Origin of the sequence: Bacillus silvicola, from assembly GCF_050524305.1 — a bacterium.
Taxonomy (GTDB): Bacteria; Bacillota; Bacilli; order Bacillales; family Bacillaceae_G; genus Bacillus_A; species Bacillus_A cereus_AT.
Window position 1 is genome coordinate 517,428 of the sequence record NZ_JBNGVC010000001.1, and the last position, 26,732, is coordinate 544,159.

The following is a 26,732-nucleotide window of genomic DNA, read 5'->3' on the forward strand; positions in this document are numbered from 1 at the left end:
ATTCCCACCTCCCTACTCTTGTTGATAATCCGCTAGCGGTTTTATATATGCTTTTACTTTTTCAAATTTAGACTGCTTCGGTACTGCATATACGTGAGAAGCCGTTTTAACTGCTGCCTCGTATCCTTTTATTTTGAACCATTCTTTCCGCTTAAAAATATGGACTTCAAGCCATATTTTATTTGTAGTTACATCCATAAATTTTTGAACATCCGATGCTTCTTGCTGAACTGGGACAGTTATTTTTCCAATTAGCTCTTGAGGGATTTTGATAAAATAACCTTTATCTATATTGACATATCTTTCTTCTATCGGTTTAATTCCCTCTTCACTCCACTGTATATAACGTTCAAACATTGTGCTCTCTCCATACGATACCTCTTCCCAACCTTTTGGACGCACAGTACGAACAAATTCAATAATGCCGTCTTCATTAACGTCTTTACTTTCCACAACATAATCATTAAATAAATCTTCTTTCCCGTCTATAGGTAGTCCCTCATAATGATCCTTATCAAATTTCGCTACATATGTTATACCTGAATGAGCCCCCACTCCTGCATCAATTACAACTGCCTTTGACGTGTTAGAAATACGTCCCATTTGTATTCTTTGAATACTATTTATATAAGGATCAAATGTAACTTCTGACATTGTATTAAACTGCTCAATGAGCTCAACTTTCAATTGCTCATCTTTTTTATAAGTAACAAGACTTATATCATTAAGGCCATTTTCATTTAAATCCTCTATAAATAACTTCGTATATTGCCGATTATAAATCTCCTTCATATCATCATTTTCTTCCGAAAAAGCATACATTACATGTTCTAAAGATTCACGACTTACAGAGATTCCAATTAATAACTCCCGCTTCCCGTTCCCTGTAAAATCACCGACTTTAACGATATCTATATCCTCACCATCAAATGTATGAGTGGACTTTAGTTTCCAGCCCTTGCTGCTTTCCGCATAAATAGCTAAATATATACTCCGATCTTCATTCGGTAATTTATAAAAGACGATTGCTTCTTTTTTATTATCTTGTTTAAAATCCATTGACCAAATCATCTGTTTATCTTTATTAGACATTGGAGTAAGCAATCGATAATTAACAGGCAAATCTTTATCTATTTGCTCTCTTAATTCATTAATCCACTTTTCATTTGCAGGAGCTTCCATTAAACTCGTCGGAGCTTCAGATATTTTACATCCAGTCAATATAAAGACGATTCCCATAATGCTTATCCATTTCGGCATATGATATCTTTCCTTACTACAGATTTTAAGTATTTTTTTACACTTTTTGCTTCTCCAATATTCTCATACATATGAGTATAATTTTTCTAAAATAAAAAATCGTTACAGAAAAGTTACAATTGTATTCCCATAAAAAAAGATTGGCTAAGGCCAATCTTTTTTACTATTCATTTCGAACTGACTTTGGTGTTACACCTAAATGCTCATTTAACTTATTCGAAATATCTTTCACATTTTTTTCGTTTGGAATGTAATAATAAATACCACCAATACGTTTATCAGTACCTTCAATTTGCATTTTTTCCATTTGCAAGTCAGATCCAGCCATATTTTTCGTAATAGCAAGCATGTCATCAAACGTTAAGTTTGTTTTCATATTTTTATCCACTGCATCAAGTAACGAGCCCATTTTGCTAATTGATTGAACAGACATAGCTTTTTTCGCAATTGCTTCAATTACAAGTTGTTGTCTTTGACCACGCATTGCATCACTATCAATTTTACGCGTTCTTGCAAGTGCAAGTGCTTGTTCTCCATTTAAATGTTGGTAACCTTTTTCTAAATGGATCATACCAGCTTGATCTTTACTATCTTGTTCAGTGAAAGTAACTGGTACATCAATATCAATACCACCAATTGAATCGACAATTTGTACGAATGATTCAAAGTTAAACTTCACATAATAATCAACAGGGACATTTAAAAATCTTTCCACCGTATCTCGGGTACTTTCCACGCCACCAAATACGTGAGCATGAGTAATTTTATCTAGTTTTTTTCTAGTTGGAATATAAACACGTGAATCACGTGGAATACTTACTAGCTTAACAGACTTATCATCTTTATTAATTGTTGCTAATAAAAGTGCATCCGTTCGAACCGCTTCGCCATATTGGCTTTTTCTCATTTCACTTCCATCTACACCCATAATTAATATTGAAATATTATCCTTTAAAGGTTCAACTTCTTTATCACGCTTTGATGACTTATCAATTTTTGCATACGCATCACTTACAACAGCTTTTGCTTTGTTATATATAAACGAACCATATCCTACTCCTCCAAAAATAAGTAGGAAAAATGGAATTAATATGAACCATTTCATTGACTTTCTTTTAGAACGCTTTTTATTACTTCTCGTGTTTTGTTCTAATTCAGAGCTCATGTTCATTCTCCTCTCTTTCTCTTTTCCTAGTATAATGTATGTCTAGTAATCTTCATATTGAATTTCCTTTCAATCACCTTACATTTTTGTAAGGTTACATCATGAATCCAATATGTATTCCATTTCACATTATACTCTCGTGCTTATTTTTGGCAAGTCACTGTTTATCAACTTCAAAAATTTAACACTTCAAAGCATTCGAATTCACAGATTTACCATTCTGTTATTTAGGTAGTAAGAGCCTCGAATTTCAGTAAGAATAAAGAGTGAAATTTTTCCTGTAAAAGCTCGATTGAAGGCTAATAATCAGTGGGAGATGAACACCCCCACTGATTAAAGTTTCACCTTATTATTTCTCATTTGGTGTGTATATCATTTGCTTCCCATTATTATTAATTAAAGCTGATTTTGCTTGTATTTTCGTTTTTTCTATTTCTACATCTTCATTTGAGAAATTCACAATAATTTTAATATCCTTTCCATATGAAGCAGATTGTACTAGCTTATCTTCTGACAGATATGCAAAGTTCGTCATTTCTTCTTTTACTGCTTTTTCATGAACTTCATTCCAAACTTTCAGATGCTGTGTAATTTCTTTTTTATGCTTATTCCACTCTATTTCATCTAAATGGTACAACGGAGGAACATTATACAATAACTCATATAACATACGATTTCCAACTTCATCTTTCACCTTCAAACTTCCCCATTCCCAATGGTGCGTTGTAATAACGGAATCGTTGTATACTAATTTATATAATGGTACCGAATATACTGGATTTAAATATACTTGTTTATATTCTTCTTTCAACGGTACTTGTTTTGCATATTTTTCGGGAACATTTTGATTTGGTGACCAATATCCACCTACATAATACGGGCTTGTTTTGTTTTTTCTCATATCTTCATCGTCCCATTTAATAACTGGCGTTTCAATTCCATGAGCAAATGCAATCGTACTACTCGCAAAATCATTTCCGCCCTCAGAGCCCACTACCATACCTTTTTCTTGCGCAATATAATCCATTCGTTTTAATCTTGCTTTTAAATCTTGTTCTTGTGTCGTTATATGTTTTGCCGAATAGTCATCATAAATTTCACCTGTCGCATCACAATCGATAAACCATGAATTATATTTAGGACCATTTTGCAATATGTCGTTCATTCGCTCTTTTACACTAGGAAGTGATAATGTCGGATTTAGTTTTCGCCCTCTACCTAAAAACCCTTGCACCTTTTCTCCATTTTTCTTCGTTACAGTAGCCTCTTCGTATAATGATGGGTCAGTAAAGGAAGCTGTGTTCCAATTTTTATCCCCTTTTTCGTGAATAGAATGATAAGAATCATACGGACCAACTAAATATCCCATTTCCTTCGCTTCTGTAACGAAATTAGGCTGCATAAACCCTTGTTCCCAGTTCGGTAAACCAATCCACGCCTTTTCTATTCCGGCCTCTTTCATTTCCTTTAGTATATCCGTCCCATCTGCTTTACCCCATTTACTTACTTCTTCAACTGCATCACCGAGTACTGACTTTAATAAATGTTTATTTAAGCTATACAGCTCTGTCTTCGATAAGTGATCTACACCTTTCTTTAATAACACACTAGCTTCCTGATTAACTTTCGGGAAAATATCCTCTTTATACAATTCCTTCATAGATAATACTTCGTTTGTATAGCGTAAAATAACATTTTTTTGGTACTTATCGATAAAGTCTTGTTTACTCACCTGCTCAAATACATTCAATTCCCCAGGCTCTGAACTATTTTTTTGAATAAGCTCTTTTATATGACTAAACACCGGGCTATTTATTTGCTCTCTTAGCTTCGGCCAATTTACGTTACTTTCTGATAAACCATTTTGATTCCAAAAGTAAAAATGAGCTGCCCCATAAAGCTTTTCGATTTCTTTATTTTTTCTTGCCTTTTCTTGTAATGTTTTAAATTCACCTTTTTCAACAATATTATCCTTATACAGTTTAGCAATACTTACTGCATCATTATTTGTCACATATAATTGAAAGCCATATGTTTTATTTTTATTTATACTCGGGAATTCATGTGTGAAATCAAACCCTATTTTTGGATTTGAATGAAATTTCAATTCATTATTAAACATATTATTCGCAATATATACGATCGAATATTTAGAACCATTTAATGCAAAAAACTTCATAGAAAATGATTCAGCAAATGAATATGCATCATCCTTTAAAAACTTCTTCCAATTCTCATCATTGCTCGGAATTTGCTTACCTTCCCATAACGGAAGTGTATAATTTTCAGCCTCTACTTTCGGCCACGTAAAGCTTTCCGCACCAGTCGATTCCACTTCAATGTTTAAGTGGTCTTTTTTCTTTTCTAAGTTTACTTTTACTTTTTCATCTGGATATTCCCACGATGTACGATCCTTTTCTTTTTTTACATTCGATACCTTCATTTTCGGTAGGGGTTGTGATGCCTGTTCCTTTACACCCTCATGTTCTACAGTTATTGTGAATGTTTCTGGATTTACATCGTAAGTAAAATCTTTATACGTCGCTTTCTTTATTTTAGACTCTTGTACAGTATTATTACCTTTTACATCACAACCGACTAAAGTCGAAAATGACATAGTTGTAAGAAGACATATCGCTATCATTTTTTTCATCCTCTGCACCTCCACCAATGAATATACAGGTGCTTTGTTACAGGAATGTGGCAAAAAATAATAGAGCTAGCATATTGCTAGCTCTATTTGGAGTATTAAAAAAGGTGATATGAACAACTTTAACTCGCTTAAAAGATATGTAATACGATAACTGCTTTTTTCTTTTTCACTAATTATGAAACTAAACAAATCAAAATTTTAACAAACATTCTTTAACTGAAAAAGTAAGTGTATACAAAGTATCCTAAAAGTAGTACTAAGATGATTATCCCTGTACCTTTCCAATTCATCCCCCCTGTCATATCAACAGGACTACCTGATTCCACTCTATTGAGTCCGTCATTTAAGGAACCAGTGGGATTACTTTTTAATTCACTTTGTCTCATACGTTCTCTTTTTTCTTCTAGTGACTCTTTATTCATATAAGCACCTCCAAAATTAATACACTCTTTACTAAATTATACATTATTATCTTTCTTTTACATGTCAATTTAACAGATATTTACAACATAAAGAAAGCTAGCGATGCTAGCTTTCTTTATAATCCAATATGTTCTTCCTTATTTACAGTAATCCCTTTATGGTCGATTTCAAGCTCACATACTTTCATAGCTGTAAATACTCTCGCTAATTGCTCCGCAATTTCTTGTCGTTTCTCATATGGAGTTAATATAAAAATGGACGGTCCCGCACCGCTAAGCGCTGTGCCATATGCTCCGAATTCTTTTGCACATTTACGAATTGACGGTAATAACGGTACAAGTTCTAAACGATATGGCTCGTGAAAATGATCTCTTTCCATCATTTCACCAACAACTTCCCACTTCTTTTGACATAACGCAGCTACTAATACGTTACTTATCGCGCTAGCCTTAACTGCTTCATGAAACGGAAACACCTCTGGTAATACAGATCGGCTTTCATCCGTATTTAGCTCTTCATTCGGAATGAGAGAAATTACGCCTAATTCCTTACTTTCAATCCTTACAACCGAAACATTTTTCCCGTCCAGTGCTCCGATTACTGTTCCGCCTAAAATAGAAGCAGCGACATTATCTGGATGCCCTTCAAAATTTGTGGAAATTTGAACTTTTTGATCAGTTGTTAAGTTCAAATTGCCCAGTTGATTCGCAAGCTCTATTCCTGCTACAATCGCTGATGCGCTACTTCCTAGACCTCTTGTAAGCGGAATATTACTAGTAACTTCTATTATATGGGGCGATAAAGAAGGACACACTTTACATGCCGTGCTAACGATTAAATTTTTTTCATCTGTTGGAATTGAATCTTCAAAGGAATGGATGACTTGCCATTTATCAGCTTGCTCTTTTACTACCACATCTAAATACAATGACAAAGCTATTCCCACCGAGTCAAATCCAGGTCCAACATTCGCTGTACTAGCAGGAACACGAACGCTTAATGGTATCACGACATAATCACCCCTTTTATATGATCTTTGATTTGTTCTATATCATTTGCAACACTTGCAATGTCAAATTTATTAGAAGAAATAGCGATATCAGGATCTTTCAAACCATTTCCAGTTAATACTGCAACAACTGTTTCTCCCTTTTTGATTTTTCCAGATTGAACATGTTTAATTACACCGGCCAATGAAGCATTTGATCCTGGCTCAGCGAAAACTCCTTCAGTTTTTGCTAACAATCTATACGCATGTAATATTTCCTCATCTGATACCATATCTATTTCACCATTTGACTGCTCAGCAGCCTCTACTGCATACGACCAACTTGCTGGATTACCAATACGAATCGCTGTTGCAATCGTTTCAGGCGCCTCAATTACATGTCCTTTAACAATCGCTGCTGCTCCCTCCGCTTCAAAACCGTGAATTCTTGGTTTCTTATACCCTTTTTCTTTCTCATATTCACAGAACCCTTTCCAGTATGCTGTAATATTTCCTGCATTCCCAACAGGGATAGCTAGAACATCTGGCGCTTTTTGCAACTGGTCACAAATTTCAAATGCTGCTGTTTTTTGTCCTTCAATTCGATAAGGATTCACTGAGTTTACTAATGTAATTGGCTCTTCTGCAGCAATATTTCTTACAGCTTTAAGTGCATCATCAAAGTTCCCTTCTATTGAAATGATCTCTGCCCCATAAGCGACTGCTTGCGCTAATTTCCCGTGCGCAATCTTCCCTTCTGGGATTACGATAATACACTTCATTCCGAGACGTGCCGCGTATGCTGCAGCCGATGCCGATGTATTACCTGTTGATGCACAAATGATTGCCTCTGAGCCTTCTTCTTTCGCCTTAGCAACCGCCATTACCATACCACGATCTTTAAAAGAACCTGTCGGGTTCGCTCCCTCGTACTTCCCATATAACTGAATTCCTAATTGCTTTGATATATTTAATAATGGAATAAGAGGTGTATTCCCTTCCATTAAACTAACATCTGGTGTATTTTCACTTACCGGTAAATATGAAGCATATTGTTTTAAAAGTCCTTTATACATATTGTTTTTCCTCCTCAATACTGTAGTAACTGTTTATTTCACTTGCGATATCTTCAATCGCTCTTAACACTTGTTCAAATTGATATTTTGAAGTGTGATGTGTCACGATAACAACTTCTGCAAGGTCCCTATTCAGCGGCAACTGAATTACCTCTTTTAAACTTATAGAACAATTAGCGAAACATTCTGTTATTTTTTGTAACATCCCAGGTTCATCACTTAATGAAATACGTAAAAAATATTTAGAAACTACTTCTTCATCATCTTGTAATTCATACGGCTCTGGTTCTTTTAATACACTTTTATGTTTCGGTATTTGATTCATATTTTTAACGACTGAAATAATGTCACTAACTACTGCAGATCCAGTTGGTAACTTCCCAGCGCCCGGTCCGTAAAACATCACTTCTCCTACCGCTTGACCATGAACATATACCGCATTAAATTCGTTATTCACATTCGATAATGGGTGGTGACTTGGCAATAAAGTCGGTTCTACACTTAAATGAATAGATGATCCTTGCTTCTCCGCTTTACCAATTAGTTTCATAGTAAACCCTAACTTTTTCGCCATTTCTAAATCTTCTTTTTCAACCTTTCGAATCCCTCTAACTTGAACATCATCTAAAGAAACATTCATCGAAAAACCTAGGTTAGCAAGAATCGCTACCTTTCTTGCTGCATCCAGACCATCTACATCTGCTGTTGGATCTGATTCTGCGAAACCTAATTTTTGTGCCTCCTGTAAAGCCTCTTCATACGACCATCCATTTTGACTCATCTTTGTTAACATATAATTAGTTGTTCCATTTACAATTCCCATTATTTTTTCAATTTGATCTGAGGCCAGTCCGTCTGCCAATCCTCTTAATATTGGAATTCCACCTGCTACACTTGCTTCATAAAACAAATCGCAATTATTTTCATTTGCTAATTGTAGAAGCTCAGCCCCGTATACAGCCATTAAATCTTTATTTGCTGTTACAACATGTTTTTTACTTTGTAATGCCTTAATAATATGCTGTTTTGCTTCTTCAATTCCGCCCATTACCTCTACTACAATATCTATATTTGAATCATTTAGAACTTCATCCACATTACGCGTAACTACGATTCCATCAATACAAACGTCACGTTCTTTTTCTAAATCACGCACAACGACTGTCTTTACCTTTACTTCACACCCTGTATCAAGTGCGATTTTTTGGTAATGCTCTTTCAAAATATGAACAACACCACTTCCGACAGTACCTAAACCGATTACCCCAACATTAATTACATTATTCATCTTCTAATCTCCTCCTAAAATTTTATTTTTCGGCTCTATCAATCACCTTACTCTGCCATTTCCCCATACAGGTGGTGGTTATTTCCGTACGTACAAATCGTTTCATATTACAGCACCTCCTTTCAAAGTAATAAAAAAACACACTCATCCCTAGGAAAGGGACGAATGTGTTTTCGTGGTTCCACCCTTGTTCCAACCTAGACTTATTTTCTTCTAGATTGCTCAAGTTCAGATAACGGCTGATACCGTCAATAATTACTAGATTACTCGTTCACTATTGAAGCTCAAAGGTGGTAAAACCATTTCTCGTGTTAGGAAGCTCACACCCTTGGCTTCCCTCTCTGTAAACCGTAAAAATGATTTCATGTCCTTATCGTTACTTTTTCGCTCATATATATTTGTTAACTCATTATACTCGCATAAAAGACAAAAACAATATATTTTTTAATTATTTTAAATTTTCAATCTTAAAAGCTATAAAAAACACACTCATCCCTAGGAAAGGGACGAATGTGTTTTCGTGGTTCCACCCTTGTTCCAACCTAGACTTATTTTCTTCTAGATTGCTCAAGTTCAGATAACGGCTGATACCGTCAATAATTACTAGATTACTCGTTCACTATTGAAGTTCAAAGGTGGTAAGATCATTTTTCGTGTTAGGAAGCTCACAGCCTTGTCTTCCCTCTCTGTAAACCGTAAAAATCATCTCATGTCCTTATCGTTACTTTTTCGTTCATGTCTATTTGTTAACTTATTATAGTTATGAAAATTTTAAAAAGCAAGCCTATTTTTACTCACTATTTTAAAGATAATTTTTCATTATATTTCACAATAACATTTTACAATGACTGCTCTTATTACTTTTTTTGCAATTTACTAGCTTGCAAATCAACAGTTCATATATAAATATTCCATTTTAAAACGAGAAGATCTCTACTTTCTAAAACTATATCAATAAAGAATTTTTTAATACAATCTTTTCGTATAACTTTCTTCTAAAGAACGTGCAACGTCCTCTTCTGAAGCATTCACTTTCGCATGCTCCAGTAACATCTTCGCTGCTGAAGGTAACTCTTTTTTATTTAACCACGATTCTGGATCCCACATTTTTGAACGTATAAAAGCTTTTGCACAATGGATATAGCACTCCTCTATCTCAACAACAATTCCAAGTAACGGATTACGTCCATTCGCCTGCATTTCTTTCAAAATTTCTTCATCGTTTGTAATATATGCTTTACCGTTTATTCGGAGTGTCTCCCCAAGACCAGGAATAACAAAGATTAGCCCTACGCGTGGATTTGAAATAATATTCAAAATGGAGTCTATCCGACGATTGCCCGGTCTTTCTGGAATGATAATTTTATTATTATTTAATATATATACAAATCCAGGTGCATCCCCTCTCGGCGAAGCATCACACTCTCCTAATTTATTTGCAGTAGATAATACTAGAAAAGGAGATTTAGACAGAAAATCTACACAATGATGATCAAGTGATGAAATAACTTTTTTCAAAGCCCGCTCACTTGGTTGCCCCAATATTTGTCTTAATTCTTCCTCAGTTGAAATTATTGATTTTATTTCCTTATTCTCTATCTCCACTTATAGCCACTCCTTCTTCTTTATTTTCCCAAAATTCAATACAATATTGTATAATAAAATTTGCAGAAAGGGGAATTAAAATGACAGAGTGGTTAACGATATTTGATTCTGAAAAAAATACACTTGGAAAGAAATTACGTGATGAAGTGCATCGTGACGGTGATTGGCACGAAACATTCCATTGCTGGTTTGTAGAAAAAGATGATGAAGATATGTTTTTATATTTCCAATTACGCTCTAAAAATAAAAAAGAAGCTCCAAATATATGGGATATTACTTCAGCTGGGCACATTATGCATGATGAAGAAGTAGAAATTGGCGGTCTTCGTGAAATTGAAGAAGAATTAGGGCTTTCTTTTCAAACTACTGATTTAGCATACAAAGGAATCTTTAAAATAGATTATGAAATTTCTAATCTTACTGATCGCGAATTTTGTCATATGTATTTTCACAATGTAATACAACCTCTACCTTTTACACCAGGTGAAGAAGTAGACGATGTGATGAAAATACACGCAACTTCTTTTCTACAACTATTAAAAAGAGAGATTTCATCTTTTACGGCTATTTCTGTTTTGAGCAATAAACTGATTACAATAACATTTGAAGATATTTACCCTTATGACCTTCAATACTACGAATTTGTTATAGAACAAGGAAAAGAATTACTAAAAAATAATAGTTTATAAATAAAATAGGACCCCTAGCTTATAATATCCGGGGAGTCCTATTTTATTTATCATCATTGTTCAAGGAGCTTCAACCTTTTCTCTACTTGTATAAATAAGCGAATAATTAACAACAGCATAACAATCATAACCGCTATCATTGTATGCGGATATCTAAACAGTATACTAATAACACTTCCAATTAACATCATGATGAAACCATTTTGTTTCATCACTTCCGCACTATACCTATTACCCGCATCCCATAGTTCCTTATTTTTCATAGATCGCTTCGTACGATAACCATATGCCGCGTTAATATCTGTCGGTGGACTTTTTTGAAGTATAAGTGCAGCAAGTATAAATATAACACCAATCAATATGCTCATTCCTATGTTTACTAGTGCATCAATCAATTATATCCCCTCCTAACCTACACTTTCATTATACGACATAACCCTAAATTTCCCAATTGATAACACATTCACTTTCTTTCTTTCGATGTCTGGAACATACTTGGAAGCGTTACAAACCGAGCCCCTTTCATTTTTAACTGCGGAATGATTTTGTCTAGTGCATCTACAGATCCTTGCAAATGTCCGCCTGGAGTTGAATGCTGAAGTATGACACTACCTGGAAATGAATTCCCTAACACATTATTTGTAATCGTATCAGCACTTACACCTTTCCAATCAACCGTATCAACACTCCACTGTACAATCATAAAATTTTTCTCCGTTGCCCATTTCAATTGATTTTCAAGTATTTCACCATACGGCGGACGTATAAATTTAGGTGCATAACCAGCTAAACGATTTAATATTTCTTCCGTTTTTATAATTTGATTACGGTACTCAGCCTCATTTACTTTCGCTAAATTCGGATGGTTATACGTATGATTACCAATTACATGCCCTTCATTAGCGATACGCTTTACTACATTCGGATACCTTTCTGCATTTTCACCAAGCAGAAAAAAAGTAGCTTTTACATTATGTTGTTTTAACTTATCTAAAATTTTTGGCGTAAATACTAAATCTGGTCCATCATCAAATGTAAGAGCTACTTCCGCTTTATTATATGGACCTGAAAATGCATACGCATATTTTTCGGCCCACGAAAACGGTGTCCATGACCCACGATCCTTTTCTTTCATATGGACTTCATAATTTTGAGAAACATGTAAAGCGTATGGCAATGAGCTTATATAGTCTCCATAATAAAATGAGTTATATGGCATATAAGCATACGAAACATTTCGCTCTAATCCCCATTGAAATGGAACGAACATCTCTGGTGAATAAAAATAATACATGATAAAAACCTCCCTAAAATTTCATATGTGATTCAGCTGCACTTTGTTAGAGAAATTCTTATTCATGAACAAAAATAAGACTGTCCATAATTAGGACAGTCTTACTACTTTATACAATTAATATATCGTTGTACTATCTTTCGGCAAAGCTTTCACATGTTTTAAATAGCTCGTCACTTTGTCATCATCATCTTGCGGATATTGATAACCATAAGTGCTAGCAATTTCATTCGCAGCTTCCCTAAATAAATCTCCCATTACAAAGAATGACTCCCATATGTTTTCATATTCAGCATTAGAAAAGGTCCTCTTAAATTGTTGCCATATATCTTTTTCAAAATATTGCTCGAAATGCTTACCAAACTTCCCTGCATTAACTGTAAAGTCTGTTTTCATACCAATATGCCATTCTAGCATTACGATTAACATATCTCGTACTGGCCCTTCAAGCATCCCTTTTGCATAAGAAAGTTCCTCTCTCCATAACCCTTTTGCGATATTCGTACTACACCACCAAAATTCATTACAGCAATCTAAAAACTCTTTTTCTGTAGGCTTTTTTATTAAGTAATCCTTATCACTTGCTATAGAAAATTCTCCAATACAATCATCTTTATCAAGAAGTAGTTTACTTAAACTATCTTGTCCAACGAATGTATGTATCAAATCAACCGGAACTAACGTTAAATCGATTCGGTTCCCATCCATAAACTGCATTAAGTACGGAAATTTTCCGTCTTCATCTGCTGGAATTAATGACATTTCTTCCGGCATTTGTACAATCATTATCTCTCCAAATCTTTGAATCCAATTATGATTAGACGTAAAAGATTGGATATCTTTTACAACATATATAATATCATAATCTTGAAAACAATCTCTTTTCACATTTGGATTTACACGTGATCCATTCATGATGACTGCTCGAATTCTTTCATCCTCATTTGCTGTATTAACAATTAAGTCTAACATTTCTTTTTCAGTTCTCATCTATTCCTAACCTCCAATTTTTATATAAACTTATATTTTTATGTATGTTGGAGGTCCACGAGCTAGCTGTGTTACACAAGATACATGTTATAATTTTTGAAATTTCTTTTTCATCCCTTTTACCTCCTCACATCACTCTTTTACGACTGCCATTATAAATCCATCATACCCTTTACTTCCGACAGTTTGAAGCGCTGTAGCACTTACACGCGGTTCTGCAGCTATCAATTCATAGAAACGACGTATCCCTTGTACACGAGGATCGCTGTTAGTATTGTCAATTACTTCACCTTCACGTACTACGTTATCCCCAATAATTACGGTACCAGGGCGTGATAGTTTCAGTGCCCATTCAAAATAAGCAGGGTTATTTTGTTTATCTGCATCTATGAAAATAAAATCAAATGGTTCATACTTCTCATTTTCTATTTGCTGTAAAGAATGTAGTGCTAATCCTGTTCGTATTTCAATTTTATCATTCAAATTGGCACGTTCAATATTGCTACGTGCAATTTCGGCATGCTTTTCACTTGCTTCCAATGTAACAACTCGACCTCCAGATGGCAATGCTCTTGCAAGCCATATCGTGCTATATCCACCTAAAGTACCAATCTCTAAAATGTTACGAGCTCCTTGAATTTGTACTAATAGTTGCAAAAACTTCCCTTGCGTTGGCGATACATCATGTGTTGGCAAATTAGCTGCAGCGTTTGCTTGAAGGACTTCTTCTAATGTAGAATCTTTCGGTATTAATACATCACTCATATATTGATCAACAGCCGTCCATTTCTCAATCGTACTCATGTAAATACCATCCCCTTAAAGTTTTTTTATCCTTTTCTACCATTCACACTTGATTATACCGAAAATTTCGTTTCACACACAAAAATAAAGAAGGGACATCCACTCCATTACAGAATAGATGTCCCTTCTTTGTTGATAAATGTAGCCCTTACGGATTAGTAGACCAAAGTCCTGCTGATTTAATAAATGTACGTTTATTTAATTTCAGCTGTGCTACGATAAATTCTGCAATATCTTCTGCTTGCATTACTTTATCAGGATTTCCATCAGTTAACCCTAAATCTACAGCCATATCAGTCGCTACTGTACTTGGAGTTAAAGCCGTTACACGAATGTTATGTTTACGAACTTCCATCGCTAACGATTCTGTTAAGCCAAGAACACCAAATTTAGAAGCACTATATGCACTTGTTACAGGCGCGCCTTTTTGTCCTGCTGTAGATGAAATGTTAATAATATCACCAGATTGTTGTTCAATCATGCTTGGTAAAGCGGCGCGAGTTGCATAGTATACACCCATTAAGTTTACTTGAATGATTTTTTCCCAATCAGCAACTTCTAGTTCTAAAAACTTACCGAATTTAGAAATACCAGCGTTATTAATTAAAATATCGATAGATCCTAAACCATTTTTTAAAGTTTCAATTGCAGTCGTTACTTCTTCATATGAAGATACGTCAGCAGTGGCAATAACAGCTTTTACGCCTTCTGCTTCCACTTCTTTCGCAACTGCTTTTAAGTTTTCTTCTGAACGAGCTAAAAGACCTACATTTACGCCCTCTTTCGCTAATGCGATTGCTACAGCGCGACCAATCCCTCTACCTGCTCCTGTAATTAAAGCATTTTTACCTTGTAATAATTCTGCCAAGTATAACACTCCTTAATCATCTCAGTTGTTTATTATATTAAAAGTGTATCTATGTTTATGAAAAAAGGCAATGATGCACTTTCATGTGCGTAGGTTACTTATAGGTAACCATAGTAGCTATATATACATTTTTAAAGAAAAATAGTGTTAGAAATCTTTCCTCCTAACACTACTTCTCTTCATATTTAGGAATACGCACAATAAATTTTGTACCATTCCCTTCCTCACTCTCGACTTTTATTTCTCCATTATGAAGGTCGAGTACTTTTTTTACAATTGCTAAACCTAAGCCACTTCCTCCATAAGCACGGTTTCGTGAAGAATCGGCTTTATAAAAACGCTCAAAAACATGTTGCTTCTGCTCTTCTGATATACCAATTCCCGTATCATGAATACTTACTTCTAGGAATTCCTTATGTTCTTTTAATTGGATTGTAATCGTACCACCACTTGGAGTAAATTTAATACTATTATGAATTAAATTGATCCATACTTGACTCACACTTTCTTGGTCGGCAGTAATTTGCACTTTTTCTAAATCAAGGTCTAACTCAATTTCTTTTTCAGCCCACAGCGGTTCACTATTTAATACAATTTGCTTTAACTGTTGATCTAATCGATAACTCACTCTTTCTGGTGTATACTCTTCTGATTCTAAAAGTGTTAGCTTTAATAGATTTTGACTCAGTTTAGATAATCTCGTTGTTTCAGTTTCAATAATGGTAAGATAGTGCTTTCTTTTTTCCTCAGAAAGATTATTATCTTGCAGCGCTCTAGCAAACCCTTTTATAGAAGTTAATGGTGACTGTATTTCATGAGAAACATTCGATACAAATTCCTGGCGCAGTTTCTCCATTGCGTTCAGTTCATCTGTCATATCATTGATACTCTTTACGAGTACACCAATTTCTCCATCATACTTTTCTTCATTTCGTATTTTTACAGAGAAATCTCCTTTTGCAATTTTTTGTATCGGTTCAATAATAGTCCAAATCATTGCCTCTCGCTTCGGTCTCATTAAAATCCCGATTAATGTCCAAATAAGAACAATAAAAACAAAGCCAACCATATCACTAATTAGAAAAGTAATAAAAGGCGATACGTTTATTTCCAGAGCTTTCATGACACTAGACGATACAAAAAAGGCTATAGACCAAATTATAGTAAGAAAAGTAAAGAGCGCTACTATCGCCCCCATTACTTTTAACATCTTCATCTTACTCATTCTTTCTCTTTTTCTCATTTACTTACCTCTAAGCGATACCCTAAGCCCCTTATCGTCCTTATACTAAACTTCGATAACTCTTCTTGAAACTTTTCACGCAATCGATTAATATGAACGTCTAGCGTGCGTTCATTCCCTTCAAAATCATATCCCCATACATCTTCTATTAATTGCTCTCTTGAACAAGTTCTTCCCGCTTTAGATCCTAATGTAAAGAGTAATTCAAATTCTTTTAACGGCAACGTCACCGTTTGTTCTCCGGCGTTAACTTCAAATGTTTTACGATTTAACAGTACATTCCCAACTTGAATAGATTGCGATACTGTAATTTGATAACGTTTCAACAATGCCTTCACTCTCACAACTAATTCTAAAGGATCAAATGGTTTTACAAGATAATCATCTGTTCCGAGGTGAAACCCTTTTATCTTTTGAGATGTTTCACCTTTAGCAGTTAACATAAGAATCGGTATATCATAGTATTTTCTTAATTCATAGCATAAATCAAACCCATCCATATTTGGCATCATAATATCAAGAATCGCCATATCAACTTTCACTTCTTCTATTCTTCGAAGAGCATCTAATCCATCAACAGCCTCATATGTTTGAAAACCTTCTCGTTCCAAAAATACAGAAACAAGTTCTCTAATGTGCGGATCATCATCTACAATTAATATTTTAGGTATCAAGGAATCATCCCCTTTCTGCTTAACATACTTTTTAGCACTCTAAAATTAACAATCAGTGAAGTGTCCCCCCACTGATTGTTTTCATTCTATAATGCTCCTTCTTTAATTTTCAATTGTTGCATTGCAAATTCACGGTACATGTCGTGTGTCCGTAATAACTCATCATGTGAGCCACTTCCTGTAAGATTCCCTTTTTCAATAAAGATAATTTTATCTGCATCTACAACAGTAGAAAGTCTATGCGCAATAACTAAAGTTGTTCTACCTTTCATTAAGTTATTTAACGCCTTCTGAACAACCGATTCGGATTTACTATCAAGACTTGAAGTCGCTTCATCTAACATAAGGATTTGCGGATTTCGTAGTAACGCTCGAGCGATCGCAATTCGTTGTCTTTGCCCTCCAGAAAGCTTCACACCACGCTCTCCAACTTCTGTTGCGTAGCCGCTCGGTAAATCATGAATAAACGCATCAACATATGCCATTGCTGCCACTTTTTCAATTTCTTCATCCGTCACTTCATTCTCAACACCGTAGCAAATATTATCACGAATCGTTCCATCAATTAACGGACTATCTTGTGAAACGTAACCAATTTGACGTCGCCATGACTGTAATGAATAGGCCGTAATTGGTTCTTCTCCTAATTTTATTACACCATTAGTCGGCTCATAAAAACGTTCTAATAGCGAGAATAAAGTTGTTTTCCCACTACCACTTGGTCCTACAATCGCTGTTACTTTTCCAGATTCAATCGTGAAATCGATATTTTTCAATACTTTCTCATCTTCGTTATACTCAAAATTCACATTTTCAATAACGATCGACTGCTTTGCATTTGTAACTTTCACACCAGTTTCATGGTCTTCTACTTCATATTCTAAAATCATATTAATTCTTTCAGTTGCACCAATTGCCTTTTGGAATTGTGTGAAAAACATAGATAATTGACTCATTGGCATTATAATTTGAACTAAATATAAAATAAACGCTACAAGTTCTCCTGTTGTTAATGCGCCACTAGAAACTCGCATTCCACCATACCCTACGATAATAACAAGCAACGCCATTAAAACAAACGACATAACTGGTGAAATTAACGCTTGCACTTTTCCTTCTTTCAAACCAAATTGCAATAACTTTTGGATACCTGTATTACCTGTTTCATATTCTCTTTTTTCCGTATTTGAAGATTTCACTAAACGAATTTCTGATAACACCTGTGTTAACACACTTGTAAAAGAAGCTGTTTCATCTTGAAGTGCTTTTGAAATCTTATACATTTTCCGTCCAAGTGGCACTAAAATTAGTACAGATAATGGAATAACCGTTAAAAGTAATGCTGTCATTTTCCAATCTAAAACAAATAATACAATTAACGATCCAATAATTGAGATACCGCCTGTTAATAAGTTTGACAAATGCTCAGAAATTAATGTTTTAACAACACCTGTATCATTTGTCATACGACTAATTGTATCTCCAGTTCTATTTTGATCATAATAAGACACTGGTAAAATAAGTACCTTTTTCCACAATCGTTCTCTAAGTCCAGCTACAATTTTTTGTCCAATATAATTCAGTAAATAAATTGACAATCCTGCAGCAATTGTTTGCATAATAAAGAATGCGACTAACCCAACAATTTGTCCTGTACTAATTGAAGAAAGCGAAAAATTATCAACTAATCCTTTTGTTAACATCGGAATAAACAAACTCGCTCCAGTAGAAAGTAAACTCATTAATAATGCAAAAATAAGAATACCTTTCGGTGGATTTGTATCTTGAATAAGACGTAAAAACTGCCTCCAATTTCCTTTTTTCTTTTCTGTATTCCCAACTTCCATTGTCGTTCATCTCCTCGTTTTCAACAAAACTATGATTTCTAAAAATAGAATACGATATAAATGTAAACTGAATGTAAACACACTTTTTCTATTTTTACAAAATATACATATAAACTCATCTTTACAACAGATATAAACATCTGATATTATTACCTGGTACTTAATATTATTCTATGCAAATGCTAGACTAGGCATAGAATATATATAACGGATTTTCTTAATTAGCCAATTTAAAATACTAAATAAATCTCCAGTTACTGAAAGGAGTATCCTTTTTGCAAACAAATAAACATTCTGAAAAGGAAACAATTATTTTTATTCATGGATTAGTTGGAAATCGCCGTGCCTTCAAAAAAGAGCATAAACGATTTTCTGCATACTACAACATTATAACTTATGACTTATTAGGCCACGGAGATGATAAAGGAGAAGCTATCGACTTTTCAATACAGCGCCTCGTAGATCAATTGTTGAACTTGTATGAAAAAGAGGGTATTAAAAAAGCTCATATTTGCGCTCTAAGCTACGGCTGTTATATCTCTACGACATTTGCGCAAATGCATCCTGAGAAAGTATTAAGCATTTGTCATATTGGTGGACATTATAATAATCCTTCCCGTTTATATAATGTTTTTCAGAGATTTTGGGAAAAACGCGGGGATGAATATTCAGCTTGGCTTTCTCAGTATGCAAATACTATTTTCCCAAGTGGGATATTAAAGGCTAATCCATTCGCTGTAATTTCAAGAAATATTTATTACCGTTTCGGATTACAATTACACTCTTCCATTATTGCTGAGTCATTACGACATCGCTTAGAATTCGACTTGAAATCTAAATTAAAAGCACTTCCCCATCCTATATTATGGGTGATGGGGGAACATGATCATCTCTATAAGTCTTGTCTCTTTGATTTAAAGTCCATTCTTCCGAACGTTTTATATAAAGAAATTCCATTAGCAGGACATGCAGCAAACCTATTCCGCCCAAACTATTTCCATGATTTATATGCTAAATTTTTACATGGGAAATTAAAATAAATGCTTCTATATTTGTAATCTATCCAAATATGAAAAAGGCTTCCCAAGTTTCCCTGGAAAGCCTTTTCTCTATACAAAAAGTATAAAAAATACTTTTTCTTAGTATGCTTTTGTGTAACCTGTTAGATGTTTAGCCCAGTAAGAGTTATTAACTGAACTAATTCTTACACCAACACTTTCATTTTCTGCACTAATGAACTGACCGTTTCCTAAGTAAACACCCATGTGAGAAAGACCTGGTTTATAAGTGTCAGAGAAGTATACTAAATCACCTGGTTGTGGATTGCTAGTTTTTGTTTTAGAGCTCCAGTATCCAGCAACTGTTTGACGAGCGCCTGAATGACCAGTTTGATTTAATACGTAGTGAATGAATCCACTGCAGTCGAAACCAGCAGTAGTTTGACCACCAAATACATATTTTGAACCATTTAAAGATCTAGCGAATCCAGCGATTGAAGATGTATCTCCACCTGTTGGTTTTTGTACTTGGTTCGTGCCTTGGTTCGTGCCTTGGTTCGTACCTTGGTTCGTACCTTGGTTCGTACCTTCGTTACCACCAGTAACTACATTGTTCACTCCGCCTTTTACAAACTTAACAAAGTCTGCACTTACGTAACCAGTGCGGCCATTATGGTTAATTTTATACCAACCATTTTCAGCGCCAGTAACGTTTAATACTGTACCATTTGTTACCCCACCAATTACAGGGTTATATGTAGCTGGACCTGTACGTACTTTTAAAGCACCTGTGTTAACAACATATGATCCACCAGTTTGAACTGTAGTAGTATTGTTGTTTGTAGTTGGTTGCTGAGTTTGGTTAGATACAGCTGAACCACCTTTTGTTACGAAGTCTTTGCTTACGTATCCAGTTCCACCATTGAAGTTAATTTTAAACCAATCTTGAACTTCACCTACAACTTGAACTGTTTTTCCTTTATTTACAGAACCTAAAACAGTATGAGATGTACTTGGGCCTGTACGTACGTTTAATGAAGAAACGTTTACTGTGTAAGTACCTGTTCCTTGCTGAACAGTAGTAGTAGTTCCTTTATTGCCACCAGTTGTTACGAAGTCCCCACTTACATAACCTGTTTGACCGTTTACACTAACTTTGAACCAACCGTTTTCTTGTCCAATTACTTGAAGTACTTGACCTGATTTCACTTTAGAAATAACGTTATGTCCTGTACCAGCACCTGAACGTACATTTAATACATCAGCTGTTACTGTGTATTTTAATTCAGAAGTTGTTTCTACCGTTTTTGTTTCAGTTACAGTCGTTTGAGTTTGAGTTTGTCCATTAATTTCTTTTAGCGCATCATTTGAAACTTGTGCATGAGCAGAATCCATTCCAGGAACTGCTACGCCTGCTACAGACGCTGCTGCTAAACCTGCGATTACTTTTTTCATAAGTTGTCTTTACTTCCTTTCCCTACTATCCTCTTGAGAAAAAACTATAAACTTAATACTTTACAATATTATCAAAGTAAAATATTCATCCAGTTCCATTTTTTAGCAAGAGTTTTATTTTTCACACGTCGTTTATTTTAAACGATTGAAGTGAATTTCGTGTGAACTTCATGTGAACTTTACCATTAAACAGTGTGTTTTTGCAACGATTTTTTCAAATTTCTTATGTATTACATCAAAATTTAAAATTTCATACGTTATTTCAATATAGATTTTACACTTTCTATCTAATACTGAAATTCCATTAATCTAATACATAAACACAATATATTTTTCTAGAAAGTTCTTTTTCATGGGGCACACTCTTATCATGACAAAAAAACCCTTATTTATTAATAGTATAATATATTAGGAAAATGAATTCTCAATACTATGTATGATTTTAAACAAAGTGATGATTTGTAAGATTTCACACACGAAAATTTCATCCGACTTGAGAGCATTCCCCTTCCAAAAACACAATTGATTATTTTTCCTCTTCTAAATATGGAATTATTAGGGTTTTATTGATAGAATATATATAATCACATACAAAGAGGAGTTGCATTTGTGGAAAAAATAATAGACGATCACATAACTAATAATATCGAAATTTACTATATACTTACTCACTTATTATCATTTGCAACATTTAAAAAGGTACACACTATTGAAACAAAGAAAAATGAATTAAAAGAACAGATGAAAACAATTCAGCATACAAACTCCTACCATGTATAAAAAGGTGAACAGATTATATCTCTGTTCACCTTTTTATTTTATTTGTAAATTTTCACACGAGTTTCTAATGACTGATATTCTTTATCTCCTGCCGAAGCTACCGGTTTACCAAATGGCATTTGCGCAGTTAACTTCCAGTTTTCAGGTACATCCCATTCTTTTTTTACTTCTTCATCAATCAACGGATTATAATGCTGCAACGTAGCACCAAAACCTTCAATTTCTAACGCTGTCCAAATCGCAAATTGCAACATTCCAGAAGATTGCTGAGACCATGTAGGAAAATTATCTTTGTATAGTGCAAAGTTCTCTTGCAAACTTTCTACTACTCTACTATCTTCAAAATACAAAACTGTCCCATAGCCACTTTTAAATGCATTCATTTTCTCTTCCGTAGGTGCAAAATTATTTTCAGGTACAATTTTTCGTAACGTTTCTTTCGTAACATCCCATAATTTGTCGTGTTGTTCACCTAGTAATACAACAACTCTTGCACTTTGAGAATTAAAAGCCGAAGGTGTATGTTTCACAGCATGATAAATCACTTCTTGAATTCTTTCATCAGAAACTACTTGCTCTTTACTAATCGCGTAAATAGATCTTCTGTCTTCAATTGCTGAGTAAAAATCTTTTGCCATCACAATTCCCTCCAATTTTTATTTGAGGCAGTATCGTCTGTATGAAGCATATAACGCCTCCTAAACTTATTATTAATAAGTTCTTAACTTAATAATATCAACAAAAAAAATCAAATTCAAATGATATCACTTAAGTTTTTACTCCCAATACGTCAAAGAATAAAAAAACAGTCTATTGTCACCAACATCAAGGTTCAATAAACTGTCCGCTTTATTTTTATAACAATCTAATTTCCTTATTTCTTCACCTAATTAAGCAATTGAAATGCATAGGACATTAATTTATTTGTTTCTGTAAAACGTTTTGTTTTCCCCTTCGTCCCCATAACAACTGTAATGATGCGATTATCGCCTTGTTTTGCAGTACCTGTAAAACAATACCCTGCGCTATCTGTAAATCCTGTTTTTAATCCGTCTATTCCTTCTATATATAAAGCTTTATTATTTTTGTTTAACATTTCATTTGTGTTTGTAACATTAATATTATTAAATGCTAACTGACTTTGACGTAAGTGAGTCACTTCTAATATCTCTGGATAGTCTTTTATAAGATGATACGCTAATTTCGCTACGTCAGCTGCTGTCATTTTTGTTTCACTTCCGTCGGACTCCTGTAATCCGGAAGCATTCGCGAATTTAGCTTTATCTGACATTTCTAACTGCTGGGCTTTTTCATTCATAAGTTCAACAAAGTTTTTCTCTGTCTGAGCTACATGTTCTGCTAAAGCGACAGCCGAATTATTAGCCGACTCAATCATTAACGCATGGTATAAGTCCTTAACAGTTAATGTATCATTTACTTGCATCGGGATTTTTGCACCCTCTGTTTGTGCCGATTTCGCACTTATTTTCACTGGATCTTCCCAGCGTACTTTCCCATTATGTATACTCTCTAAAACGAGATATGCTGTCATCATTTTTGACATACTAGCAGGGGCAACAGCTTCATTTTCATTATTTTGATAAATAACTTCTCCATTACTCGCATCGATAATAATAGCTGCTTTTGCATCAATTTCTGGTGGTATATATTTTGGTGGAACTACTTTTTCAGATAGCCCTGTTTTAGGTAGCTCTGCCACTTGTAAAGGCTGAGTATCTACATTTGTTTCACTCTTTTGAACTCCTTGGAAAAAGAACCAACATATACCTAGAGTTACTACTAATAGGATTGTTAATCCTCCCCATTTCAACCGCTTCATTCTAAAACTCCTTTAGCAAACCTTTTATACACTCATGTTTAACCATAACAACAATTACTTTATATCGTCAAGGTAAAAAGCATATTTATTCATCTACAGCAATTATAATTTCAACCTCTTTCTCTTTTTCATATGTGTTACACTAAAAACAACGAAATATAAGAATATTCAATAACATCTAAGCACAAAAACACTATAAATAGAAAGGATTTATACAAATGATACTTCCAAAAGCATTAAAATATGGCGATACAATTGGCATCTACTCTCCCTCTTCACCAGTAGCCCATACTTCTCCAAAGAGATTTGAGCGAGCAAAATTATACTTACAAAAGAAAGGATTTCATATATTAGAAGGTTCACTAACAGGTCAATATGATTATTATCGTTCAGGGAGCATTAAAGATCGTGCTGAGGAACTAAATGAATTAATTAGAAACCCTAACGTTTCTTGTATCATGTCGACAATTGGGGGAATGAATTCAAATTCATTATTACCTTATATTGATTATGCTTCTTTTCAAAAAAACTCTAAAATAATGATTGGCTATTCAGACGCAACAGCATTATTACTAGGAATTTATGCAAAAACAGGAATTCCTACATTTTATGGTCCAGCACTCGTTCCTTCTTTTGGTGAATTTGAGCCTTTCGTAGATTGCACATACAAATATTTTGTGGATACTTTATTAACTGATCAACACCTTCCTTACAACATAAACCAGCCGTTATTTTGGTCAGATGAATTGATTAATTGGGAAGAAAAAACGAAAGAAAAAGATTTTCGACCGAACAATTGGATTTCAGTAATAGGTGGAAAAGCTACTGGACGTATTATTGGTGGGAATTTAAACACTTTACAAGGTATTTGGGGCAGCCCTTATATGCCACACATTCAAGAAGGTGATATTCTCTTTATTGAAGATAGCTCAAAAGATGCAGCTACTATCGAAAGAAGTTTTTCATTACTTAAAATTAACGGCGTTTTTGATAAAGTTTCAGGTATCATCCTTGGAAAACATGAACAATTTGATGATTGTGGTACAAATAGAAAACCTTACGAAATATTATTAGAAGTATTACAAAATCAAAAGCTTCCTTTTCTAGCCGATTTTGACTGTTGTCATACTCATCCAATGATTACTTTGCCAATAGGTATTCAAGTAGAGATGGATGCAACAAATAAAACGATACAAATAATAGAACAGTGGAAAATCTAACTCCACTAACTCTATTATTTTCAGCTCTAAATCTACATATTGCCTTCTATTGTTTTACATTAGAAGACATGATACTATATATTTTGGAATATGAAGAAATAAACAAAAATCATTTCAATATGCCTTATATATAATAAGAAGCTATTGATTATATACATCGAGTTTACATACGTGTATATAAAGTAAAAGAGAGTGAATATATGAAACCAACTATTAAAAACTATGTATTTTTACATGTGGCCTTCTTGATATATTCTATCATTATGGTCTACATGAAATGGGCAGCTCAATTCCCTATTGCATCAATTTCATTTTTTATTGCTTACTTCGGACTTGTTGTACTTTTATTCGGATACGCAATTCTATGGCAACAAGTCATTAAGAATTTTGAAATTTCTAGAGCATATTCACACCGTGGAATTATAATACTATGGTCAATGCTTTGGTCAGTATTCCTATTTGGAGATACGATACAGTGGAATCACATACTTGGCGCAGCTATTATTATCGTCGGAATTGTGGTGGTGACAAAAGATGAATAGTTATATGCTATTATTGATATTCGGGATAATTTTAGCCAATTACTCACAAATATTATTAAAAAAGGCTACTTTACAACAATACGATTCTAAAATAAAAGAATATGTGAATCCTTATGTTATCATCGGCTACTTTTTATTTGTAATTAATGCCGGATTAAATGTGATCGCCTTAAAGGGCTTGGCATTAAAGCAAGCATCTGCATTAGAATCATTAAGTTATATTATCATTTTAATTTTTAGTTGGTACTTCCTAGGAGAGAAAATAACGAAACGAAAAATCATTGGCAACATTATTATTGTCATTGGTGTAATCATCTATTGTATACAATAATAAAAAGATCCGTTTATCATAAACGGATCTTTTTATTATTGCCCTAAATTTTGAACCTTATCTTTCAAATCCTGAACTTGTTCTATCGTCTGCATAAGCTCAGAGTTTTCAAACTGCTCTACATTCATTTTCACTTCCTCTATCTTTTGCATAGAGGTATCAATTAATGTATTTAACTTTTCATTATACCCGACGATTTGCTGGTGAAGATCCTTCGCTACATCCGGTGGTGTTAATTCATTAAAAGCTGGTATATCTTGTTTAATTTCAGTAAGTTTCGTTTCTAGTTCTTTTCGAGCTTCTTTATCATTAACAGCCTTTTCAGCTAATGCTGGCGCTTCATTTGCAAATGCACTTATTTCATTTACATAGTCTGTCGCTTTTTGAGCATAGTCTATAGAGTTCTTCCCTTCCTCTACTAACGAACATCCCATCAAACCAATTGAAACTACAATTGAAAGTAACAGTATTTTTGTAAACTTCATTTTGACCTCCCAAATATTTTCCATACTTTTATTCATTTATAAACACTTTGTTTTCTTCTTATACACCTTATCACATCATATCTTATTTTTTAATCTTCCTTTTATACATTCTAGAAAAATCATTATTTTCCTGTTCAACATGCACCTCGAAACTATCTTCATATAAATATAAAAACAGACATACTTATTTTAAGTACGTCTGTTTTCAAGGTCA

Annotated in this window: 25 protein-coding genes and 2 other annotated features; of the genes, 5 read left to right on the forward strand and 20 right to left on the reverse strand. The window is 34.1% G+C overall.

The genetic code is table 11. From position 1 onward, the window contains the following. Positions 1-12: 12 nt before the first annotated feature. The 8 genes from ACP6L7_RS02695 to ACP6L7_RS02730 form a co-directional block, all read right to left on the reverse strand. Positions 13-1,260, reverse strand: coding sequence for a hypothetical protein (locus tag ACP6L7_RS02695; protein ID WP_097829793.1), 1,248 nt, complete (start codon positions 1,258-1,260; stop codon positions 13-15). A 163-nt stretch (positions 1,261-1,423) separates the two neighbouring features. Beyond that, complete coding sequence (locus ACP6L7_RS02700; protein ID WP_097829794.1) at positions 1,424-2,425, reverse strand: LCP family protein; 1,002 nt, start codon at positions 2,423-2,425, stop codon at positions 1,424-1,426. A gap of 349 nt (positions 2,426-2,774) precedes the next feature. After that, on the reverse strand, positions 2,775-5,078 hold the full coding sequence (locus ACP6L7_RS02705) for a glycoside hydrolase (RefSeq protein WP_097829795.1): 2,304 nt from the start codon (positions 5,076-5,078) through the stop codon (positions 2,775-2,777). Positions 5,079-5,290: 212 nt separating this feature from the next. Further along, positions 5,291-5,500 carry a DUF6366 family protein gene (locus tag ACP6L7_RS02710; RefSeq protein WP_097829796.1) on the reverse strand — a complete coding sequence of 70 codons (210 nt, stop codon included), beginning with the start codon at positions 5,498-5,500 and terminating at the stop codon, positions 5,291-5,293. 116 nt (positions 5,501-5,616) lie between these two features. Next, positions 5,617-6,510 carry a homoserine kinase gene (gene thrB / locus ACP6L7_RS02715; protein WP_097829797.1) on the reverse strand — a complete coding sequence of 298 codons (894 nt, stop codon included), beginning with the start codon at positions 6,508-6,510 and terminating at the stop codon, positions 5,617-5,619. Continuing rightward, on the reverse strand, positions 6,507-7,565 hold the full coding sequence (gene thrC, locus ACP6L7_RS02720; protein ID WP_097829798.1) for a threonine synthase: 1,059 nt from the start codon (positions 7,563-7,565) through the stop codon (positions 6,507-6,509). The genes thrB and thrC overlap by 4 nt, the downstream gene beginning before the upstream one ends. Further along, a complete protein-coding gene (locus ACP6L7_RS02725) occupies positions 7,558-8,853 on the reverse strand; it encodes a homoserine dehydrogenase (RefSeq protein WP_097829799.1) in 1,296 nt (431 codons plus the stop codon). The genes thrC and ACP6L7_RS02725 overlap by 8 nt, the downstream gene beginning before the upstream one ends. A 154-nt stretch (positions 8,854-9,007) precedes the next feature. After that, positions 9,008-9,239 (reverse strand) — a binding site (T-box leader). A gap of 113 nt (positions 9,240-9,352) precedes the next feature. After that, positions 9,353-9,584 (reverse strand) — a binding site (T-box leader). 235 nt (positions 9,585-9,819) lie between these two features. After that, positions 9,820-10,458 carry a pyridoxamine 5'-phosphate oxidase family protein gene (locus tag ACP6L7_RS02730; protein ID WP_097832461.1) on the reverse strand — a complete coding sequence of 213 codons (639 nt, stop codon included), beginning with the start codon at positions 10,456-10,458 and terminating at the stop codon, positions 9,820-9,822. Positions 10,459-10,538: 80 nt separating this feature from the next. On the opposite strand from ACP6L7_RS02730, the gene ACP6L7_RS02735 reads away from it, so the two are divergent. Continuing rightward, the gene (locus ACP6L7_RS02735; protein WP_097832462.1) at positions 10,539-11,147 is read left to right on the forward strand and encodes an NUDIX hydrolase; all 609 of its coding nucleotides are present in this window, start codon (positions 10,539-10,541) and stop codon (positions 11,145-11,147) included. A gap of 53 nt (positions 11,148-11,200) precedes the next feature. Here ACP6L7_RS02735 and ACP6L7_RS02740 read toward each other — a convergent pair whose 3' ends face one another. The 8 genes from ACP6L7_RS02740 to ACP6L7_RS02775 all read right to left on the reverse strand — a co-directional run bounded on the left by ACP6L7_RS02740 (position 11,201) and on the right by ACP6L7_RS02775 (position 18,867). Then, a complete protein-coding gene (locus tag ACP6L7_RS02740; RefSeq protein ID WP_141533459.1) occupies positions 11,201-11,539 on the reverse strand; it encodes an SdpI family protein in 339 nt (112 codons plus the stop codon). A gap of 71 nt (positions 11,540-11,610) precedes the next feature. Beyond that, positions 11,611-12,441: a peptidoglycan-N-acetylglucosamine deacetylase gene (locus ACP6L7_RS02745; RefSeq protein WP_097832464.1), complete on the reverse strand. Its 831-nt coding sequence runs from the start codon at positions 12,439-12,441 to the stop codon at positions 11,611-11,613. Between the two features lie 117 nt (positions 12,442-12,558). Further along, positions 12,559-13,431, reverse strand: a complete 873-nt coding sequence (locus ACP6L7_RS02750; RefSeq protein ID WP_097832465.1) for an aminoglycoside 6-adenylyltransferase — start codon at positions 13,429-13,431, stop codon at positions 12,559-12,561. 132 nt (positions 13,432-13,563) lie between these two features. Beyond that, a complete protein-coding gene (locus tag ACP6L7_RS02755) occupies positions 13,564-14,235 on the reverse strand; it encodes an O-methyltransferase (protein WP_097832466.1) in 672 nt (223 codons plus the stop codon). Positions 14,236-14,383: 148 nt separating this feature from the next. After that, a complete protein-coding gene (locus tag ACP6L7_RS02760) occupies positions 14,384-15,103 on the reverse strand; it encodes a 3-ketoacyl-ACP reductase (protein WP_002012353.1) in 720 nt (239 codons plus the stop codon). Between the two features lie 169 nt (positions 15,104-15,272). After that, positions 15,273-16,346: an envelope stress sensor histidine kinase HitS gene (hitS, locus tag ACP6L7_RS02765; RefSeq protein ID WP_141533447.1), complete on the reverse strand. Its 1,074-nt coding sequence runs from the start codon at positions 16,344-16,346 to the stop codon at positions 15,273-15,275. Next, entirely contained in the window at positions 16,343-17,020 is a 678-nt protein-coding gene (hitR, locus tag ACP6L7_RS02770; RefSeq protein ID WP_097832467.1) for an envelope stress response regulator transcription factor HitR, read from the reverse strand. Before hitR ends, hitS begins: the two co-directional genes overlap by 4 nt. Before the next feature lie 86 nt (positions 17,021-17,106). Further along, positions 17,107-18,867: an ABC transporter ATP-binding protein gene (locus ACP6L7_RS02775; protein ID WP_097832468.1), complete on the reverse strand. Its 1,761-nt coding sequence runs from the start codon at positions 18,865-18,867 to the stop codon at positions 17,107-17,109. A gap of 275 nt (positions 18,868-19,142) precedes the next feature. Here ACP6L7_RS02775 and ACP6L7_RS02780 point away from each other — a divergent pair, with 275 nt between their 5' ends. Beyond that, positions 19,143-19,907 carry an alpha/beta fold hydrolase gene (locus ACP6L7_RS02780; RefSeq protein ID WP_097832469.1) on the forward strand — a complete coding sequence of 255 codons (765 nt, stop codon included), beginning with the start codon at positions 19,143-19,145 and terminating at the stop codon, positions 19,905-19,907. Positions 19,908-20,006: 99 nt separating this feature from the next. Here ACP6L7_RS02780 and entFM read toward each other — a convergent pair whose 3' ends face one another. From entFM to ACP6L7_RS02795, 3 genes are all read right to left on the reverse strand, one after another. Next, positions 20,007-21,320 (reverse strand): enterotoxin EntFM, encoded by a 1,314-nt coding sequence (gene entFM, locus ACP6L7_RS02785; protein WP_097832470.1) that lies wholly within the window; start codon positions 21,318-21,320, stop codon positions 20,007-20,009. An 818-nt stretch (positions 21,321-22,138) separates the two neighbouring features. Then, entirely contained in the window at positions 22,139-22,738 is a 600-nt protein-coding gene (locus ACP6L7_RS02790; protein WP_097832472.1) for a nitroreductase family protein, read from the reverse strand. A 248-nt stretch (positions 22,739-22,986) separates the two neighbouring features. After that, positions 22,987-23,940 carry a D-alanyl-D-alanine carboxypeptidase family protein gene (locus ACP6L7_RS02795; protein ID WP_097832473.1) on the reverse strand — a complete coding sequence of 318 codons (954 nt, stop codon included), beginning with the start codon at positions 23,938-23,940 and terminating at the stop codon, positions 22,987-22,989. A gap of 218 nt (positions 23,941-24,158) precedes the next feature. Here ACP6L7_RS02795 and ACP6L7_RS02800 point away from each other — a divergent pair, with 218 nt between their 5' ends. From ACP6L7_RS02800 to ACP6L7_RS02810, 3 genes are all read left to right on the forward strand, one after another. Beyond that, positions 24,159-25,160 carry a S66 family peptidase gene (locus ACP6L7_RS02800; RefSeq protein ID WP_097832474.1) on the forward strand — a complete coding sequence of 334 codons (1,002 nt, stop codon included), beginning with the start codon at positions 24,159-24,161 and terminating at the stop codon, positions 25,158-25,160. Positions 25,161-25,360: 200 nt separating this feature from the next. Next, positions 25,361-25,702 (forward strand): EamA family transporter, encoded by a 342-nt coding sequence (locus tag ACP6L7_RS02805; protein ID WP_070141862.1) that lies wholly within the window; start codon positions 25,361-25,363, stop codon positions 25,700-25,702. Next, entirely contained in the window at positions 25,695-26,033 is a 339-nt protein-coding gene (locus tag ACP6L7_RS02810) for an EamA family transporter (RefSeq protein WP_097832475.1), read from the forward strand. Before ACP6L7_RS02805 ends, ACP6L7_RS02810 begins: the two co-directional genes overlap by 8 nt. Before the next feature lie 35 nt (positions 26,034-26,068). Here the strand turns inward: ACP6L7_RS02810 and ACP6L7_RS02815 are convergent, their stop codons facing one another. Continuing rightward, positions 26,069-26,518 (reverse strand): DUF6376 family protein, encoded by a 450-nt coding sequence (locus tag ACP6L7_RS02815; protein ID WP_097832476.1) that lies wholly within the window; start codon positions 26,516-26,518, stop codon positions 26,069-26,071. Positions 26,519-26,732 lie beyond the last annotated feature (214 nt).